At 60.5% G+C, this 18,538-nt stretch carries 14 protein-coding genes; 7 read left to right on the top strand and 7 right to left on the bottom strand.

The window, feature by feature from the left end:
• Position 1: 1 nt before the first annotated feature.
• The 5 genes from BLT65_RS36165 to BLT65_RS36145 form a co-directional block, all read right to left on the bottom strand.
• A complete protein-coding gene (locus BLT65_RS36165) occupies positions 2-1,921 on the bottom strand; it encodes a (Fe-S)-binding protein (protein ID WP_091787378.1) in 1,920 nt (639 codons plus the stop codon).
• Positions 1,922-1,923: 2 nt separating this feature from the next.
• Positions 1,924-3,987: an NADH:flavin oxidoreductase gene (locus BLT65_RS36160; RefSeq protein ID WP_042314030.1), complete on the bottom strand. Its 2,064-nt coding sequence runs from the start codon at positions 3,985-3,987 to the stop codon at positions 1,924-1,926.
• An 84-nt stretch (positions 3,988-4,071) separates the two neighbouring features.
• Positions 4,072-4,617, bottom strand: coding sequence for a DUF5943 domain-containing protein (locus tag BLT65_RS36155; protein WP_042314027.1), 546 nt, complete (start codon positions 4,615-4,617; stop codon positions 4,072-4,074).
• Between the two features lie 31 nt (positions 4,618-4,648).
• Positions 4,649-5,620, bottom strand: coding sequence for a dipeptidase (locus BLT65_RS36150; protein WP_042314023.1), 972 nt, complete (start codon positions 5,618-5,620; stop codon positions 4,649-4,651).
• Positions 5,621-5,663: 43 nt separating this feature from the next.
• On the bottom strand, positions 5,664-6,938 hold the full coding sequence (locus tag BLT65_RS36145) for a serine hydroxymethyltransferase (RefSeq protein WP_091787376.1): 1,275 nt from the start codon (positions 6,936-6,938) through the stop codon (positions 5,664-5,666).
• Positions 6,939-7,472: 534 nt separating this feature from the next.
• Between BLT65_RS36145 and BLT65_RS36140 the strand changes: the two genes are divergently transcribed.
• The 4 genes from BLT65_RS36140 to BLT65_RS36120 all read left to right on the top strand — a co-directional run bounded on the left by BLT65_RS36140 (position 7,473) and on the right by BLT65_RS36120 (position 13,295).
• Positions 7,473-8,492, top strand: a complete 1,020-nt coding sequence (locus tag BLT65_RS36140; protein WP_091787374.1) for a GlxA family transcriptional regulator — start codon at positions 7,473-7,475, stop codon at positions 8,490-8,492.
• 927 nt (positions 8,493-9,419) lie between these two features.
• Positions 9,420-11,996 (top strand): adenosylcobalamin-dependent ribonucleoside-diphosphate reductase, encoded by a 2,577-nt coding sequence (locus BLT65_RS36135; protein WP_244186897.1) that lies wholly within the window; start codon positions 9,420-9,422, stop codon positions 11,994-11,996.
• Between the two features lie 631 nt (positions 11,997-12,627).
• Positions 12,628-13,026 carry a hypothetical protein gene (locus BLT65_RS48145; protein ID WP_091787368.1) on the top strand — a complete coding sequence of 133 codons (399 nt, stop codon included), beginning with the start codon at positions 12,628-12,630 and terminating at the stop codon, positions 13,024-13,026.
• A 50-nt stretch (positions 13,027-13,076) separates the two neighbouring features.
• Positions 13,077-13,295: a hypothetical protein gene (locus tag BLT65_RS36120; protein WP_091787365.1), complete on the top strand. Its 219-nt coding sequence runs from the start codon at positions 13,077-13,079 to the stop codon at positions 13,293-13,295.
• Between the two features lie 319 nt (positions 13,296-13,614).
• Here BLT65_RS36120 and BLT65_RS36115 read toward each other — a convergent pair whose 3' ends face one another.
• The gene (locus tag BLT65_RS36115) at positions 13,615-13,983 is read right to left on the bottom strand and encodes a hypothetical protein (RefSeq protein WP_042314009.1); all 369 of its coding nucleotides are present in this window, start codon (positions 13,981-13,983) and stop codon (positions 13,615-13,617) included.
• Between the two features lie 728 nt (positions 13,984-14,711).
• Between BLT65_RS36115 and BLT65_RS36110 the strand changes: the two genes are divergently transcribed.
• From BLT65_RS36110 to BLT65_RS36100, 3 genes are all read left to right on the top strand, one after another.
• Positions 14,712-15,077, top strand: a complete 366-nt coding sequence (locus BLT65_RS36110) for a TadE/TadG family type IV pilus assembly protein (RefSeq protein WP_229514539.1) — start codon at positions 14,712-14,714, stop codon at positions 15,075-15,077.
• Positions 15,078-15,087: 10 nt separating this feature from the next.
• A complete protein-coding gene (locus BLT65_RS36105) occupies positions 15,088-16,203 on the top strand; it encodes a TadG family pilus assembly protein (protein ID WP_091787360.1) in 1,116 nt (371 codons plus the stop codon).
• 328 nt (positions 16,204-16,531) lie between these two features.
• Positions 16,532-17,029, top strand: coding sequence for a hypothetical protein (locus tag BLT65_RS36100; protein WP_244186895.1), 498 nt, complete (start codon positions 16,532-16,534; stop codon positions 17,027-17,029).
• Positions 17,030-17,162: 133 nt separating this feature from the next.
• Here the strand turns inward: BLT65_RS36100 and fdhA are convergent, their stop codons facing one another.
• Positions 17,163-18,362, bottom strand: a complete 1,200-nt coding sequence (gene fdhA, locus BLT65_RS36095; RefSeq protein ID WP_042313979.1) for a formaldehyde dehydrogenase, glutathione-independent — start codon at positions 18,360-18,362, stop codon at positions 17,163-17,165.
• Positions 18,363-18,538: the final 176 nt, after the last annotated feature.

Below are 18,538 nucleotides of genomic sequence, written 5' to 3'. Positions count from 1 at the left end.
TTCACTCCAGCGCGGCCGCAACGAGTTCAGCCACATCGAGCACCTCGGGACGCGGACCGACCACGCCTTCGAGCATCGCCGTGCAGTTCGGGCAGCCCACCGCGACCACGTCCGCGCCGATCGTGCGCGCATCGGCGATGCGGATATCGGGAATGCGCTGCTTGCCGGGAATATCCGTCAGCGGCGCGCCACCGCCACCGCCGCAGCAACGGCCGCGCTTGCCATGCCGTTCCATCTCGACGACCTTGATGCCGATCGTCTTCAGCAACTGGCGCGGCGCTTCCGTTTCGCCGTTGTAGCGGCCCAGATAGCAGGGATCGTGATACGTGATCGTCTTGTCGTTGAACGCGGCGATGGCTTTCGGCGCCAGCTTGCCGCTTGCGACGAGTTCCGCGAGGAACGTCGTGTGATGCAGCACGTCATAGCGGCCGCCGAGCGCGCGATATTCGTTGCGCAGGCTGTGCATCACGTGCGGATCGGCGGTGACGATGCGCTTGAAATCGAGCGTCGCGAGCGTACCCATCATCTGCTTCGCCATGCGCTGGAATGTGGCTTCGTCACCAAGACGACGCGCGACATCGCCCGTATCCGTTTCTTCGCCACCCAGCACCGCGTAATTGACGCCCGCCTTGTTCAGCACCTTGACGAGCGAGCGCAACGTGCGCTGATAGCGCATGTCGAACGCGCCTTCGCCAGCGACGAGCAGCACATCGACAGCCTTGCCCGGTTGCGCGACAGGCGAACTCAGATCGACTGACCAGTCGTAGCGCGCCGCCTTGTCGTAGCCGCCCATCGTGCCCGTCTCGCGCAGATTCGCGAGCACTTCGGGCCCCTTGCCCGGCACCGTGCCGTGTACGAGCGTCTGGTTGCGACGCATGTCGACGATCGCGTCCACGTGTTCGATCAGCATCGGGCATTCGTGGACGCAAGCGCGGCACGTCGTGCATGACCACACCGTATCGGCTTCGATCAGGCTGGAGATAATGGGACGCTGCGGATCGCCGCCATGCTGGCCGACCTTGATGCCAGGCGTCGGGCTGCCCGCATACGCTGCGTCCGTGCCGCCGACCATGCCTGTCACGAGATCCTGAATCAGCTTCTTCGGATTGAGCGGCTGGCCTGCCGCAAACGCGGGACACGCCGCTTCGCACTTACCGCACTGCACGCACGCATCGAAGCTCAGCAGCTGGTTCCAGCGAAACTCGACGGGCTTGCCGACGCCGTATTCGTTCTGTTCGAGCACGGGCGCTTTGAGCGCAGTCGGCGGAACGACCGCTTCACGACGCACGTCGCCTTGCGCCGCGAAACGCTCCTGACGCGGATGAAACGCGAGGTGCAAGAGACCGGCCAACGCGTGCTTCATCGGACCGCCACGCGCCGCGCCGAACGTCATCGCGAACGCGCCCGCCGCAATCAGCAGCGCGAAGATGATCGCGAGTCCACCCGACATCGCCGAGGCCGGCAACAGCGTGTACAGCAACAGGCCGAGCGAGAACGAGCCAAGCAGCCAGGGCAGCGTATTCCACGGGCCACGCGACAGGCGCGCGGGCACATCCTTCGCGTGACGCCGGCGCCATACGAACACGGCGCCCACCAGCATGATCAGCGCAGCCAGAAAGATCAGCCGGTCGAGCCACGGCGAATAGATCGCCAGGCCGTAGTTGATGAACACGAGCGCGAAAGCCGCAATCGCACCGCCCGCCGTCGCGACGTGCGTCTTCGCGATGTACGGATCGCGCGCCACGACATGATGCAGATCGACGAAATAGCGCTTCGGAATGGTCAGCAGGTTGGTCCAGCCGAATGCGCCAGCTGCCGTTGCCCTTCCGAGACGCCAGTAAGCCGCCCGTTTTGCGACCGCGAACGCAAGGCCGGCGACCGAGACCCACAACAACGCGGTGATGAGAAACGCCGGGCTCATCGTCAGAAGTCCTTGCAGAGACGCAGCGCGTCGTAGATCGCGCCGTGAATGTTATGCATCGAGATGCAGTCGCCGACACGGAACAGCAGGAAGCGTCCATTGCCGAGTTCTTCCGAAAGCGACGGTTGCGGTTCCGCCGCGAAGAGCTTGTGTACGTCCACCTGCCCGCGATTCACCGATTCGGACTTGAGCTTCCAGTACAGCGCGTCGTTCGGCGTGCTGCCGTTTTCGATGATGACCTGATCGACGACGCGCTCTTCCTGTTCTTCCGTGTACTCGTTGCGAATCACGGCGATCTTCTTGCCGTCTTCCTCGTACACGCGGTCGAGCCAGTAGTTCGGCGTGTGGATCACGCCTTGCGCGTATAGGCGCCGATAGAAAATCGGGAACGTCGTGCCGCCCACGTCGTCGGCCACTTTCACGTCCGGCGTGACGATCTCGACCTTCGAGCCGCGGCTCGAAATAAAGTCGGCCACGCCCGCACCTGCATGCGTGCTCACGCCGTCGTAGACGAGCACGTTCTGCTTCGGCTCGACCTTGCCCGACAGAATGTCCCACGAACTCACGGCGAGACCTTCTTCGACACCCCATGCAGGTACTTGCTGCGTGAAGCTCGTGCCGCCCGTGGCGAGCACGATGATGTCCGGCTTCTCGGCGAGAATCATCTTCTCGTCGGCTTCGACGCCCAGACGCCGGTCGACACCGAGACGCTTCGTTTCCATGTCGAACCAGCGCACGATGCCCGCCATCTGCTCGCGTTGCGGCGCTTTCGCGGCCAGCATGATCTGCCCGCCCACAGCATCGCTCTTCTCGAACAGCACGACATCGTGACCGCGCGAACGCGCAACGCGCGCCGCTTCCAGTCCCGCCGGACCCGCGCCGACCACGACCACCTTGCGGCGCGGTCCACGCGTTTTCTCGATCACATGCGGCATCGTCGCTTCACGCGAGGTCGCCGCGTTCTGCACGCACAACACATCGAGACCGTTGTACTGGCGGTCGATACAGTAGTTCGCGCCGACACACTGCTTGATTTCATCTTCGCGGCCATCGCGAATCTTGATGACCATGTGCGGATCGGCGATCTGCGCGCGCGTCATGCCGACCAGATCGACCATGCCGTTCGCGAGCAGACGTTCCGCTTGCCCCGCATCGCGAATGCTTTGCGCGTGCATCACGGGCAGCTTGACCACCGACTTGATGCCCGCCGCGAGATGCACGAACGGCTCGGGCGGCAGCGCCATCGGCGGCATGCAGTTGGCGAGCGTGTTGTGCGTATCCGCGCCGGAACCGATCACGCCGATGTAATCGATCAGCCCTTTTTCCGACATCGCCTGCGCGATTTCCTTCAGCTGCTCGTGATCGAGGCCGTCTTCATGGAACTCGTCGCCGCACATGCGCAGACCGACGCAAAAGTCCTTGCCGACCGCTTCGCGCACCGCCTGCAACACTTCGACGCCGAAGCGCAGACGGTTTTCGAGCGAGCCGCCCCATTCGTCGGTGCGGAAGTTCGTGCGCGGGCTCCAGAACTGATCGATCAGATGCTGGTGCGCAGCCGAAATTTCGATGCCGTCCATGCCCGCGTCCTTCACGCGCTTCGCAGCCGCCGCGAAGTCGCTGATGATGCGGCGGATTTCTTCCACTTCGATAATCTTCGCGTTGCCACGGTGTACGGGCTCGCGCACGCCGGAAGGCGTCATCAGATGCGGCCAGTGCTCGCCATGAAATGCGGAGCGGCGGCCCATGTGCGTCGCCTGAATCATGATCTTCGCGCCGTGGCGATGCATCGCTTCAGCGAGACGCGAGAGCGGATCGATGATCTTGTCCGTCGACAGGTTGACGGACTTCCACCAGCCCTGCGGACTGTCGATCGACACCGGGCTCGACCCGCCGCACACGGCGAGGCCCACACCGCCCTTGGCCTTTTCCTCGTAATAGCGGATATAGCGGTCGCCGGGCAGACCGCCCGGTTCGGCATACACCTCGGCATGCGCGGTGCTGACAATGCGGTTGCGCAGCGTCAGCTGATTGAGCGTCAAGGGTTTGAACAGATTGGGGTAACGCATTGCGGGCGACCTCGAGCGGGTTCGATTCAGTCTCTTGTTTCAGTCACGCAGCCAGCGAGCGGCCGCGTGCCTGTACTTCTGTTGTCAAGCTGCAAGCGGGGATACTTCAAATACGCAGTGGTCGTGCTTGTGGTCGTGATGTTCGCCCGCGCACTGCGCTTCCTTCGACTGACTGCGCGGCGCCTTCTTGCCGCCTTCCGTCGTGTCGTTGACCCAGTCCATCGCGCCTGCGAACCAGCCGGCGAACATGTAGCAGAGCTTGCCGCTCTTCTCCGGCTGCTGCAGCACGAACGACGAATAGCGCAGTTCGATCTTCGCGTGCGCCGTCGCCGGGTCGGCTTCGATGATCTTGAACAGACCCCAGCCGCGTTGCGACAGGCGGTTCAGGTAGTGCTCGAACACAGCCATGCCACTGATGCCGTGCTGCTTCGCTTCCTTGTCGCACCAGTAGTACGCGGACTTGTAGCCGGCCTTGTAGAGAATCTCGGCATACGCTTCGACGCCGAGCGCTTCTTCGACGGCAGCGTGATTGTTCGTGAAGAAGTGACGCGGCACGTAGAGCATCGGCAGCGCGTCGGTGGTCCAGACACCCGTGTTCGGATCGACGTCGATGGGCAGTTGCGGTTGCATTGCAGGTTTCCTTGTTCTCTCAGGTTTTCGCTTAGACGTTCCAGACTTCGCCGAACACGCGCAGCCAGTTCTCGCCCATCACTTTCTTGATGCGCGATTCGCTCCAGCCTGCCTTTTCCATCGCAGCCGTCAGGTTCGGGAACTCGCCGATCGTGCGAATGCCTTCCGGGTTCACGACCTTGCCGAAGTTCGTCAGACGGCGATAGCGGCCCTTGTCGTGCGTGATCCAGTCGAAGAACTCAGTCGAGTAGCCTTGCGTGAAGTCCGTTCCAATGCCCACTTTGTCTTCGCCGATTACGTTGATTACGTAGTCGATCGCTTCGAGGTAGTCCTCGACGGTCGCATCCGGGCCACGCTTGAGGAACGGCGCGAACATCGTCACGCCGACGAAACCGTTCGCGTCGGCGATCTCTTTCAGTTGCTCGTCGCTCTTGTTGCGCGGATGCTCCTTGAGACCCGACGGGCAGCAGTGCGAATACGTGACGGGTTTCTTCGAGCAGGCGATAGCATCGGAAGAAGTCTTGCCGCCCACATGCGACAGGTCGACCATGATGCCGACGCGGTTCATCTCCTGAATCACTTCGCGGCCATAGCCTGAGAGACCGCCGTCCGGCTCATAGCAGCCGGTGCCGACCAGGTTCTGCGTGTTGTAGCAAAGCTGCACCACGTTCACGCCGAGTTCCTTGAACACTTCGATATAGCCGAGGTTGTCCTCGAACGCATACGAGTTCTGGAAGCCGAAGATGATGCCCGTCTTGTTCTCTTTCTTGGCGCGCAGAATGTCATCCGTCGTGCGCACCAGGGTGAGAATCTCGCTGTACTCACGGATCTGCTGCTTCATTTCCGCGATGTTGTCGATGGTCTTCTGGAAGTCTTCCCACACGGAGACCGTACAGTTGACCGCGGTGACGCCGCCCTTTCTCATGTCTTCGAACACCGAGCGGTCGAACTTCGAAATGTTCAGACCGTCGATGATGATGCTGCTGTCGTGCAGGTTGCTCATGTTTGACTCCGTAGCTGTGGGGCTTTCGTGTAGATCGAGCGGCTCAGTAGATCGGGAAGCGTTCGCACAGCGCGAAGATCTCGCGGCGCACGCGCTGTTCCGTTGCCGCGTCGCCATCGGGATGCGTGCGCAGCGCGTCGAACACTTCGAGAATCAGGCGGCCGATATCGCGGAACTCGGCAACGCCGAAGCCGCGCGTCGTGCCCGCCGGCGTGCCGAGACGAATGCCCGACGTGACCGTCGGCTTTTCCGTATCGAACGGAATGCCGTTCTTGTTGCACGTGATACCAGCACGCTCGAGCGCCTGTTCGACCTGCGTGCCCTTCAAGCCCTTCGGGCGCAGATCGACGAGCAGCAGATGGTTGTCGGTACCGCCCGTCACGAGATCGACGCCACCTTCCTTCAACACTTCGCCGAGCGCCTGCGCGTTCGCCAGCACGTTGTCGATATAGGTCTTGAAGTTATCTTCGAGTGCTTCGCCGAATGCGACGGCCTTGCCGGCGATCACGTGCATCAGCGGACCGCCTTGCAGACCGGGGAATACGGCCGAGTTGATCTTCTTCGCGATGTCTTCGTCGTTGGTCAGCACGAAGCCGCCGCGCGGACCGCGCAGCGTCTTGTGCGTGGTCGACGTCACGACATGCGCGTGTTCGATCGGATTCGGATGACGGCCTGCCGCGATCACGCCTGCGATGTGCGCCATGTCGACCATCAGTTTCGCGCCGACGCTATCGGCGATCGCACGGAAGCGCGCGAAATCCAGCACGCGCGGATAAGCAGAGAAGCCCGCGATGATCATCGACGGCTTGTGCTCGTGCGCAAGCTTTTCGACCTGGTCGTAATCGATGCGCAAGGTTTCGCGATCCACGCCGTACTGAACCGCGTTGAACCACTTACCGGACAGCGCGGGCTTCGCGCCGTGCGTCAGGTGGCCGCCTGCGTCGAGCGACATGCCGAGGATCGTGTCGCCCGGCTTTGCGAGCGCGAGCATCACGGCGCCATTGGCTTGCGCGCCCGAGTGCGGCTGCACGTTGGCAAAACCTGCGTTGAAGAGCTTCTTGATCCGTTCGATGGCGAGCGCTTCCACTTCATCGACGAACTCACAGCCGCCGTAGTAGCGCTTGCCGGGATAGCCTTCCGCGTACTTGTTCGTCAGCACCGAGCCTTGTGCTTCGAGCACAGCGCGCGACACGATGTTTTCCGACGCGATCAGTTCGACCTGCGACTGCTGGCGTTCGAGTTCCTTGAGCACCGACTTGCGTACGGCTGCGTCGCGCTCGGCGAGGGTCTGCGAGAAGAATGGGTTGGCGTTCGACATGGCTTCCGTTCAGTTGACCTGGTTGACCTTCAGTGGACATTTAATGACTGAAAAGCGAAAAGCGAGTGCGAGGCCGACTGTCCGATTCCGCGCTATCCCTTGACTGGACTGGCTTTGCACCACCTCCACCGACGACTCTATTCTTGTCTTTCGCCTGACCCGTCAATTTATGATTTCAGACGCGTTCTTTGCCTTTTCCGCCATGCAAGTCCGTTTTGGACAAGTGACGGAAAGCGACCGGTCGTGCTTATCAGCAGTGTCAATGGAGTAAATTGATGTGTTTACGCCATGGTGCATCGCAGCGCCCGGCTACTATTTGTTCGCGCAAACGGCACCGCTTGAGAGCGCGACAGGCTCGCAGACAGTGCGGGCATTGCACAGCGCCGGTGCGATCGCGCGAATGCACTGCCGCATCGAGGTTATCCAGCCAGGGTTTAGCCGTATGGCATGCTTGTTGCGCTCACTCGCAGAATAAGAAAGGCCGTCTCCCCACTCGGCCGTAACAGAACATCGAGCAGAAGGAACGCCCGAACCATGTCCCCCGATCGAACCGCGTCGTTGTCGCACTTCGCGTTCATGCCGCTGCCCAACTTCACGATGATCGCGTTCACGAATGCGATCGAGGTGCTGCGCATGGCCAACTATCTGAGCGGGCAAACGCTCTACCGCTGGTCGGTCATCAGCCCGGACGGGGGCCCTGTCAGCGCAAGCAACGGTCTGTCTGTGGATACTGGCCCGGCCGATTGCGTGGGTACGCCCGATATCGTGTTCGTATGCGGCGGCATCGACGTTCAACGCGTGACCACGCCCGAGCATCTGTCGGCGCTGCGCCGCTTCGCGCGGGCGGGTGTCGCACTGGGTAGCCTATGCACGGGCACGTATGCGCTCGCCAAGTCGGGATTACTCGCAGGTTATGCGTGCGCGATTCACTGGGAGAACATGTCGGCGCTCAAGGAAGAGTTTCCCGACATCCGGTTTCTGAAAGAGCTTTTCGTAATCGATCGCGACCGGGTGACTTGCACGGGCGGGGTCGCGCCGCTCGACATGATGCTGAACCTGATTGCCGCGCGCGTCGGCACGCCGCGTGTCACGCAGATTGCCGAGCAGTTCATCGTCGAGCATGTGCGCGACAACAACGCGCAGCAACGGATGCCATTGGTGGCGCGGCTTGGGTCGGCGAACAAGTCGTTGTTCGAAGTCATTGCCTTGATGGAGAACAATATCGAAGAGCCGCTTTCGCGGGAGGAACTCGCGAGGCTTGCGAATATGTCGCAACGGCAGTTGCAGCGGCTGTTCCGTGAGCATCTTGGGATGACGCCGACTCATTACTATCTGACTTTGCGGTTAAGGCGCGCGCGGGAGCTTTTGTTGCAGACTGATATGTCTATCATGCATATCACTATGGCTTGTGGGTTTCAGTCGGCATGTCATTTTAGTAAGAGCTATCGGGATGCGTTTGGTACTGCTCCTACGCGGGAGCGGCGCAAGCAAGTCGCGCCTCTTGCGCATGCGGTGATTAGTAATTCGATTGGTGGGGTTACTGTGCATGCATGATGGCTTTTTTGTTGTCTGCGACGCTGGGTGGTTTTTGTAGCGGTTTTTGCTGTGCAAGCGGTTTGGTGGTCTTGTGTTTGCGATGGCATCCGCGATTCGTTAGCTCGCTTCAAGCGTCGCCCCTGTGCGGGGCGGCACCTACTTTTCTTTGCCGCCGCAAAGAAAAGTAGGCAAAAGAATGCGGCTCACACCGCCAACTCTTCTTCCTGCCTGAGGGCCCCCAACGGGTCTTACGCTTCACACGGCAACCACATGGCTCACGCTCGTTGCCAGCGCTCTTAATCGGCGCCTCACCCGCTTCAAACTCCCGCAGTACCGTATGCCACGCCAGCTATTCCACCGCCGCCCAGGTGGCAAACTGTGTGTCGGCCCCTTGTGCTCCACGCGCCTCACTTCGGACCGATAGCGCACGCGTTCCACCCTGTTAGAGCGCTACCCTGTACGACGCGACAACCTACACACAGTTTGCCACCTGGGCGGCACATACCATTCGCTGCCGCTTGCCCGAGTACAAGTATTCGAAGCGGGTGAGGCGTTCATTCGAAACGTTGGCAACGAACGCGAACAGAGATGCTTCCGTGTGAAGCATAAGACCCTGTGGGGGCCCTCAGGCAAACACAAGAACTGGCGGTGTTAGCCGCTTTCTTTTGCCTACTTTTCTTTGCGGCGGCAAAGAAAAGTAGGTGCCGCCCCGCACAGGGGCGACGCGTGAAGCACGCTAACAATTCGCGGATGCCAGCGCAAAGGCAAATAAACCAAACAGCGTGCGCAGCAAACACCGCCATCGGCGGATCCAAGCGAAAAACCCAAAATCATTCACCCCACATCAAAAACCGTCCGTGTGCGGTTTGCACACCCCTGCGTAGTGAGATAAGGTGAACCCTCACAGCGACCGGGCGTCGCGCACCACTGCCTCTGAGGCTCCTCATGGCTGACACCGACAACGAACCGACGCAACTGCAGCAACCACAACAACGACAACGCCCAGACAAACGCCAAACCCCCATCGCGCCGCAGCAATTCTCCCTCGACGTCCTGCAAGAAAAATACGCCAAGGGCGACGAACAAACCGCCGACGATGTCTACCGCCGCGTCGCACGCGGCGTCGCGATGGCCGAGCCCGAAGCCCTGCGCCCCGCAATCGAAGCGCGCTTCGTCGAGAACCTCCAGAACGGCGCACTCGGTGCAGGCCGCATCATGAGCGCCGCAGGCTCAGGCATCGCCGCGACGCTGATCAACTGCTTCGTGCAACCGGTCGGCGACAGTATCCAAGGCGTCGACGAACAGGGCTTGCCCGGCATCTACGTCGCCCTGCTGCAAGCCGCCGAAACCATGCGCCGCGGTGGCGGCGTCGGCTACAACTTCTCGGCGATCCGCCCGCACGGCGCCCGCGTAAAAACGACCAGTTCGTCAGCGTCAGGACCCTGCAGCTATATCGACGTATTCGACGCGTCCTGCCGCACCGTTGAAAGCGCCGGCTCCCGGCGCGGCGCGCAAATGGCCGTGCTCGACTGCACGCACCCCGATCTGCTCGAATTCATCGAGGCCAAACATTCGAAAGGCCGCTGGAACAACTTCAATGTATCCGTCGCCGTCAGCGACGAATTCATGCGCGCCGTCGAGAACGACGAAATGTGGCAACTCGTGCATCGCGCGGAACCGACTCCGGCCATGCGTGCAGCCAACGACATGCATAAGCGCGAAGACGGCATGTGGGTCTACAGCGAACGGCGCGCGAAAGAGATCTTCGATCGCATCATGCGCTCGACCTACGATATCGCAGAGCCGGGTATCGTATTCATCTCGCGCATGAACGACGACAACAACCTGCGCGCCGTCGAAACGATCCGCGCGACAAACCCATGCGGCGAGCAGCCACTGCCGCCCTACGGCTGTTGCAACCTCGGTCCGCTGAACCTGACGCGCTTCGTAAGCGATCCGTTCGCGCAGCGGCATGGCGGCACGCCGTCGTTCGACTGGGACGCGCTCGCGCAACGCACGCGCACCCACGTACGCTTTCTAGACGACGTGCTCGACGTGACGCTCTGGCCGCTCCCGCAGCAATACGATGAGTCGCGCGCAAAGCGCCGCATCGGCGTCGGCTTCACAGGCCTCGGCGACACGCTCGTGATGATGGGACTGCGCTACAACTCGCAGGAAGGCCGCGATTTCGCAGTACGCATCGCGCGCCTGATGCGCGACGAAGCGTATCGCGCATCCGTCGAACTCGCGCGCGAACGCGGCGCGTTTACGCTCTTCAACGCGAAGCAATATCTGGAAGAAGGCACGTTCGCGTCGCGCCTGCCCGATGACATCAAGGATGCCATCCGCACGCACGGCATTCGCAACAGCCATCTGCTTTCCATTGCGCCGACGGGCACGGTCAGCCTGGCATTCGCGGACAACGCGTCGAACGGTATCGAGCCGGCGTTCTCGTGGACGTACACGCGCATGAAGGTGATGGCGAACGGCAGCCGCGAGCAGTTCGCGGTCGAAGATCATGCGTACCGTCTTTATCGCGAGCTTGGCGGCGATGTCGCCCATCTGCCGGACTATTTCGTCAGCGCGCTCGAAATGTCCGCGCGCGATCATCTGGACATGATGGCGGCCGTGCAACCGTATATCGACACGTCCATTTCGAAAACCGTCAACGTACCCGCCGACTATCCGTTCGACGCTTTCGAAAGCCTCTATTTCGATGCATGGAAAAGCGGCCTGAAAGGTCTTGCAACGTATCGGCCAAACGAAACGCTCGGCGCCGTGCTCAGCGTGACGCAGGAACCCGCCGCCACGCCCGATGATGCCCTCGCGGAAATCGATCTCGACCCGCTGCGCGTTGCAATCGATCATCGACCGAGAGGGGAATTGCCCGCGATCATCGAGAAAGTGGAGTACCTGACGGCTGCCGGCAAGAAGTCGTTGTATCTGGCCGTGTCGTTCATCGAAGTGACGGGACGCGTCGGCGGCGAGGAAGTGACGATCGAACGGCCCATCGAGTTCTTCATTCCCGCCGGTCAGCGCGACGAGTCGCAGCAATGGATCACCGCGACGATGCGCTCGCTGTCGCTTGCCGCGCGCGGCGGTTTTGTCGCGCGCAATTTGCAGGATCTGCGCAAGGTGTCGTGGGACCGAGGCCAGGTCAGGCTCGGCGAGGTGCAGCGGATCGATGGACACCATTCGCCGCGCTGGCACGATTCGGAAGTCGCCGCGCTCGCTTACGCGCTTCAGCAGATACTGCATCGGCGCGGCTTTCTCGATGCGGAAGGCAACCAGGTGCCCTCGCGTATGCTCGCACGGCTGCCGCTCGGGCATACGAATCCCAATGCGTCGACGGCAGATCACGCACTCTCGGCAATCGAAGACGCCGCGGAGGAACAGCGCGGCGCTCAGGAACTGCGCACGATGCACGGCCGTAAATGCGGTAATTGCGGCGCAAATGCGGTGATACGCAAGGATGGTTGCGATTTTTGCACGGCGTGTGGGGAAATTGGCGCGTGTGGATAGTCGGCCGAATTCTGGTCTTCGATCAACCCGACGGCGTACCATTTTGGTGGCCGCTGGTGGCGCGAGCGGTATGTCGAGTACCTTGCTTCAACTGAAGATACGCTTCGCAATGCGAATGGCCTGTGCCTTTCCACCCCGCCGCCCACCAAGGTAGTTTTGCTCTGCGGTGATGCGAGGGCTAACAACCTTTTGGTGAAGACTCTCTGGAATTAGTACAGCCGGGGCATTGCCTCGGTATAATCTGTACTTACTATTTCCAGGTGCTCAATCGCGACGATGTGGTGTGCCTGGATTCCCTTCCGCCCCCTCATGAAACAACGCAGGTCGGTATACGGACCGACCTCGGCCGTACACGCCAGATTCCCTTCACTCTTATTCTTGTAGTTAGCGCCCTCATGCACATGACTGCGAGTGTGCTACGGCGCGTGCGGGCAGGCGTCGAATATGACTTAACGATGGCAGCTATCGGTTCGGAGTCTATCCAATCGAACCATCGCAATCGGCCTTGGGATCAATGCCTGATCCGTGGCTACGCGACCAGGCCATTTACAGTTGATTACAACTGCCCGGAGTCACACGTGCGCGCCGTTCGTACAATCGAACCATTCGGGCAGACCTCGGAAAAGCAAAGATGAAAACAGTGCAGTGGATTGCCGCGGGCCTCGTGGTACTTGCGTCCATGTCGGCCTTTGCGGGAGCGGGCGGCAATGGCGGTGGAGGCGGCAATGGAGGCGGAAGCGGCGGCGGCGCCGGACACGGTGGGCTGGGCGGCAACGCGGGTGGCATGTCCGCTGGTCACATGAGCAGCAAGGGGCAAAGTAATACCAACGGTTTTAATTCCGCCGACCGCGATGCCGGCCTTGCCCGCGCGGCGGATCGATCGGACACGCAGGCAGATCGCGCCGACGCGCAAACGAGCCGGACGGGTGTTCGCGCGGGTCATGCAGAGCACTCACATTCGCACTCGCATGCACGGGTCAGCGCGAATCTTCACCACAGCCAGCGCGTTGCCATCAGCCATTCGAGCTGATAAAGCGAAGAAGGCGCCGCAGGCGCCCTTGTTCGTCCGAGTTGGCATCGATGAACGCCAATCTCGAAGCGGGTGCGTGTGCGCTCGCAATGCCTGCGGCCGCAACGACGACAGGGACATTCCGTGAATTCCTTTCGATCCCGCTGTCGCAGGCAGTCGGTGCTACTGGAAGCTATACGGTCGAAGCCGACCGTGCGAGTGGAGCGACTCAATCGCGGGGTTCTAATGTGTCGGCGGGCGGCCAGTCAGGCATCAATTTCAACTTCTGAACTGGGAGGACCGAGGGGACTTAAAACATCTTCCCCGACGCGCGAAATGAAAATAATCATGATTCTGTTGACGGCATCAGTGGCTGGACTGTCTGGCTGTGCAGTGTATGTGCCAGATGAGCCTCATGCAGTCGTCGTACCGCAAGGTAAGCCCCAGGGAGGGCCGGGCAATGGCTATTGCCCTCCCGGTCAGGCTAAGAAGGGAAATTGCTAACGAGCGGTGGTTTGGATGAACCGTGCCTTGCGAGTTAAAGTATTTCGAGCACACTCGTAACCGCGCGTTCGCTTAACGCGCGTTTGTTGCGAGCAGCGCGTTAAGCTATTTCGACGGCGCCTGACCATTCTGCTCTGCGGTTTCTTCGGGCGACGCCGTCGATGTGCAAGCCTGAAGCGCGGCCATGGCCTTTCTTGCAACGGTCAGCGTTTCCTGACATGCATTCGGCTCTTCAGCTTTGGGACATCCGCCCGCTGCTGTCACTTGCGCGAGCGCAGCCCGAATTTTCCTGAGTGCAAGTTCGGGGGAGCCTGCGTCTGCAATCAGACGCGCCAGATTGAAAATGCTGCCAGTCGGAAGCGATACATAGGCAGGACAAACCGATTCAGCACAAGCGTCGACCGACGACAATAGCAGCACGAAAAATACGCTGATCGGCTTTTGATGACCGAAACCGTTGTGAATGACTTGCATTCTCGGCTCCTTGTGCCGCGCGGAGAACGTGGCCATGCATCGCGTCTGTCATCTGCAGCGACACTTCCGTCGTCCCTGCCGCGCCAAATCAACTAAACAGTCTTTCGCCCGAAGCCACTTTTCTGAAGAATGGATGTGCATGATGTGCCCATCTGAGAGTGGTTATAGCCGTGGCTCCTTAAGGGTTGCTTAAGCCATCAGGATGCTGTTGCCCCCGGCGATTCCCCACGCTGTTTCAAGCCCGATACGGTTTGGGCATCTATCGTCACCTCTGCGTATCAAGCCCTTAACAACCGAAACGCCGCCTGCATGCGTCTTTCTCGCCGTTCAGGCGTGTCGGGCGTGAAACATCCTCGGTACTTCTGCGTGCCGGATCCGGAGCGACAGTCGATCATCGTCAAGATGTACAAGGCCCGCTCGACGATGGCATATCAATTGCCAATTCACGGGTACTCCGCGCCGGCGAGCTTTGAACAGTACCGGGCGCACGTGACGAAAGCCCAGCCTTGCCGGGCAACAAAATGAAGCGACTACGGGGGGAATTCATGAAGCGAGATCGTGTGCTTGATCACGGGCCGTCTATCGCCATGTGGCGTTCGTGCCTGCGGGGAAACGTCGTCGAAGGGATTCGGGACAGTGGCGTTTGTGAAGATGTGCCTGCAGCGAGCAGACGGCGCCGGACGAATCGCAAGGCGCAGCGCGGCGCAGCGGCGGTGGAATTTGCGATCGTGCTACCGCTACTGCTGCTGGTCATCTTCAGCATCGTCGAGTTCGGCGTAGCGCTGTACGACAAGGCGATGATCACGAATGCAAGTCGCGAAGGCGCGCGCGCGGGTGTCGTGCTGCGCAATCCGAAGCCGAGCAAACAGGACGTCACGAACGTGGTCCTCGCCTATTGCCAGAACTATCTGATTACGTTCGGCGCGAGCAATACGCCAACGGTCAGTGTTCCCTCCGGCGTGGGCGGTACGTTCGGCACTCCGCTCACGGTTACCGTCTCGTACCAGTACGCAGGGTTGGGCCTGGGCGCAATGCTGTCGGCGTTTACGGGGCCGATCGTCATGACGGCCACCACGATCATGAACAACGAGTGAGACGGCTATCATGTACGTGATGAGCAGAGCGAAGCAGCGAGGCTCCGTTGCCGTGATCACGGCAGTGAGTCTGGTGTCGCTGCTGGGGTTCGCGGCACTGGCGATCGATATTGGAAATCTGCTGGTGGCGCGGAACGAATTGCAGAATGCAGCGGACGCTGCAGCCCTTGCGGGCGCACCGTGTCTGTATCAGCGTGCGCAGTGCAGTAACACTACGGCAGTCGAACCTGACTGGAACACTGCGACACAAAAGGCATCCAGCTTTGCCACGGCTTCAACGTCGAACAAGGTTCAGGGGACAGCGATCAAGGTCACGCAGGTCGGCTCAGGCTACTGGAACGTGACGGGTCAGCCGGGCACGCTGCAGGGAGTGCCCTTTACGCCTGGCGTGAATGACTTGCCTGCCATTCGGGTGACGATGACGAAGAGCACTGCTAATGCGAACGGCAGCATACCCGTCTATCTGGCGGAGGTCGTGGGGGTGTCGTCGCTGTCGGCCACCGCGACGGCAACAGCTGCCGTGTCGAGGCCGGGTTACGTCGGTCCCGGTGGTCTCTTTCCCGTCGCGATCTCCAAATGCCTCTACGACAACTACTGGAATTCGTCGACCAACTCGCCGAAGCTGGCCACGAGTACCGCACCTATCAGCGGACAGACAGTGAATCAGACGCCCAGCACGCCGTACGTCTTCCAGATTTCGTCAACGTATCAGGCGAACGGCTGCGAAGCGGGGCAGTGGACGACGCTGACCACTCAGCAAAACGATGTCCCGTTCGTGAGAGGACTGATCGCGGGCCAGAATACGGATTCGCTTGGCATCGGATCACAGCCTGGAACCTACATCCAGCCTGGTGAAAAGAACACGCTCTACACGTCCGTCGACAATTGTAGTGCTAACGGGGACCACTCCTGCGAATACGAAACGGTGCCAGTCGTCAATAACGTCGCGACGGGCTATCAGCCAGTCGTGGCATTCGCATGTGTGCGTATTCTCAAGGCGAATAACGGATCGAAGCCTTACATACTCGTACAGATGAGCAATCAGCCGGATAAATGTCAGGCGGTTAATTCTGGCGGCGTGGGGCCGAACTATGGAGCCATCACACCGCCGCGTCTGGTTCAGTGACTCGTCGACGTCTGCGCTGCGACGGAGAATTTTTGCGCGTGCCGGAACGCGCAGGTTGGTTTTACCGAATGGAGCTCCTAGGTATTGAATCTGGATGACCAGACCACTTCCTTTCGCCACAACGTAGAACGGGTGCGATTGCCTTCGCAGACCGACAGCGACCCCTCGACTACATCGGACAACGCCGGCCCGCGCGACGCCTGCTTCAACTCTTGATTAAACGCACTTATAAAACGAACTAAAATGGATTATGAATGCCTTAACCGGTAAGGGTTCTAATGAACCAAGGGTGGCCGGTAGTGTGATTAGTTCCGTCTTCGGTTGGATCATGTTCGTGACGCACCGCAATCCAGCTCGCTGGATTGCCGGTGCGTTATTGCTTCTGATTAGCGGCACTTCATTCGCGAACGACCACGTCCACGTAACGTCCGAAAGGCATTCCCCATTTATCCTGTTTTACTCATATCCCGTCATTGCGTCATCGGCGTATGCGCCACAACGTCATGTGCATCGCTACGTCATGAAGAGCTCGATGCAACTGGCTAGTTCGGCTTATGGCCTGCCTGACAACGGTGGCATCGCACCGGGCAAGCAGCGGTACCGCGTTGGGCATGCACCGGGCAACCCCTATCTCGCCCCGCTCGACAGCGTTCAGGCCGGCCAGCCGCCGGGCCTGCCCTATGGCTTCGGGCTTCCGTCAGACTCGCAGAACCTGCCGCCCGCAGCCGCCAGTGACGACGAATGGAGGTTCAGGGCCGATCCGCTTTTGAACCTCAATCACGCGCACGAAAGAGGCGCGACTTTCTCGATTCGGCACGACTTTTAACTGTCGGCATTTCATTTGCGTCGAAGGACAAAAAAATGCTGCGCTCCTCGCGAAAGGAAACGCAGCATCGTCCAGCGGGACAGAGGAGACTTCGACCAGCTCTACCTGCGAAATGCGAACCCTCCAGTTCGCATCATGCAGCCTTCAGCAATCCATGCGGATCGAGCACGAACTTGCGCGGCGCACCGCCATCGAACTGACGATAGCCATCGGGCGCGTTGTCCAGCGAAATAACCGACACATTGACGATATCCGCGATGGGCAAACGGTCCCACAGAATCGCCTGCATCAGATTGCGGTTGTACTTCATCACGGGCGTTTGTCCCGTGTGGAACGAATGCGACTTCGCCCAGCCGAGGCCAAAGCGAATCGACAGACTGCCCTTCCTCGCTGCTGCATCGGTAGCACCCGGATCGTCGGTCACGTAAAGACCGGGAATGCCGATTGCGCCGGCCACCTTCGTGATGTCCATCAACGAATTGAGCACCGTGGCAGGCGCTTCCTCGCGCGAGCCATGGCTGCCGTGGCCGTGCGCCTCGAAGCCCACGCAGTCCACCGCGCAATCCACTTCCGGCTTGCCGAGAATCTGCGCGATCTGTTCGCCAAGCGTCGCGTCCTTCGACAGATTGACCGTTTCGAAGCCCACGGCACGCGCATGCGCGAGCCGCTCTTCGTTCATGTCGCCGACGATCGTGCAGGCCGCGCCCAGCAAACGCGCTGACGCAGCAGCCGCCATGCCGACGGGGCCCGCGCCCGCGATATAAACCGTCGATCCCGGCTTCACGCCCGCCATCACGGCGCCGTGATAGCCCGTCGGCAGAATGTCGGACAGACAGGTGAGGTCGCGAATCTTTTCCATCGCGCGGTCGCGGTCAGGAAACTTCAGCAGATTGAAGTCCGCATACGGAACCAGCACGTATTCCGCCTGGCCGCCGATCCAGCCGCCCATGTCCACGTAGCCGTAAGCGCCGCCGGCACGCGACGGGTTCACGTTCAGGCACACGCCCGTATGCTGTTCCTTGCAGGTCTGGCAGCGGCCGCATGCCACGTTGAACGGCACGGAGACCAGATCGCCGATCTTCAGCGTCTCGACGTCGCGGCCCACCTCGATCACTTCGCCCGTAATTTCGTGCCCTAGAACAAGACCGACTTCAGCCGTCGTCCGGCCGCGCACCATATGCTGGTCGGAGCCGCAGATATTGGTCGACACCACTTTCAGGATCACGCCATGACCGATCGCGCGACCGCGCGGATCGACCATCTTCGGGTAATCGATCGACTGCACTTCGACCTTGCCCTGGCCCAGATACACGACACCGCGATTGCTGCTCATCGTCTCGTCTCCATGTTCGTCTGAATGCGCAAATAGGCGCTGAGTCGAGGTTAGTCCCTTTGCCCCATCGGCCAGTGTTCAAAACCCGACACGCGCTTTCCTCAAACCGACAAAGCAGGTTCACACGGTTTTTGTTGATTGAACGTTCAATAAAAAACGACTAGAGTGACGGCTTT

The organism is Paraburkholderia steynii, assembly GCF_900100565.1.
Taxonomy (GTDB): domain Bacteria; phylum Pseudomonadota; class Gammaproteobacteria; order Burkholderiales; family Burkholderiaceae; genus Paraburkholderia; species Paraburkholderia terrae.
Note: the sequence above shows the minus strand (reverse complement) of the source record. Positions and strands in the feature narration are given on the sequence as shown.